This is a genomic window from Litorimonas sp. (genome assembly GCA_029936425.1).
GTDB lineage: Bacteria > Pseudomonadota > Alphaproteobacteria > Caulobacterales > Maricaulaceae > Litorimonas.
On the sequence record JAPYSU010000150.1, the window covers coordinates 1 to 1,165 of the forward strand.

Sequence of the window (1,165 nt, forward strand, 5' to 3'; positions counted from 1 at the left end):
GCCGTATTGTGGTTACGTGGTATAAGGTCGGTTATTACAGTGCTAATAAAGATAAATATAATACGTTTCAACTGGTTATGACGAACAGGGGTGATATTGGCTCTGGGGATTTTGATGTTGAGTACCGTTACTCGAGATTGGAGTGGACTACCGGCGACGCTAGCGGTGGAAGTGGTGGTCTTGGTGGTGTGCCCGCACAAGTTGGTTTTGATGCGGGGGATCAAGAAAACTACTATGCGCACCCTGACTCTTTAACAGAAAATGTCTTGGGTCTGGTTGACACGAGCAATGTGGGAGAATCAGGGGTTTGGCGTTTTCAGGTTAGAAATGGTGTGGTTGATGAGTCTCCTGATGAGTTACTTTCAGATGTAAGTGTGAAATTGTCAGTCCCGCTATCTGTTGATGTCGTTTCTACTAGCTTCTCTCAAGCTCCAGTTTCTTCTTATAAAAATGGCGATGATTTTGTTTATGAGTGGGGCTTTGAGAGCTTTCAACTTTCACAATTGGAAGAAATTGACTTTGACTTGAATGTTCCAGGGGCATCGCCGGGAAGTGTTGTGCCGGTGATAAGTGAAGTTTTTCTATCCTATTACAATTCAAAAGGTGAACATATAGAGAGGGTCTTGGGAGGGGAGAGTTTAAATGTTTTACAGTACTCGTTTTCTGGCTTGGTAGATGTTGACCGGTTCTCTTATACGTATAACCAGAAAGTGAAGATTGGTTCTAATATAAAAAGCTTAAGTGGCTTTGATTCGGAAGTGGATGCTGCAATAACCATTCGTGATGCTTCAGGGTTTGTTGTGGCGGATGTGCAACAGCTGTCAGATTTGTATGTGCCAGCTGGGTCACAATTGAGCCTCGGCGATTCAGAATGGAATACAGGGAATGCCTATTCTGGTGAATATTCCGTGCATTTGGCTCTGTATGGGCAAGAAGGTGAATTGGTAGGTGAGATAAATAAGACGTTCGTTATCGTGCCGCCAACTGAGGCGCAAACAGCAGCAAAAATCACAACGGATAAGAGAGATTACTTTCCTGGTGAAGTTGTTGCTATTCAGCAGCGAGTGAGTAACCCGGCCCCAAATGCCCAACTGAATGGTGCCTTGACCAGCACTGAAGTATATTCGCCAGATGGGACTCTGATTTGGGATAATGAATCATTATT

Annotated in this window: 1 protein-coding gene; it reads left to right on the plus strand. The window is 44.1% G+C overall.

The window, feature by feature from the left end; translation table 11 throughout:
• On the plus strand, positions 1 to 1,165 hold a 1,165-nt coding region (locus ACN0IC_RS15655), incomplete at both ends, for a nidogen-like domain-containing protein (protein ID WP_416879676.1).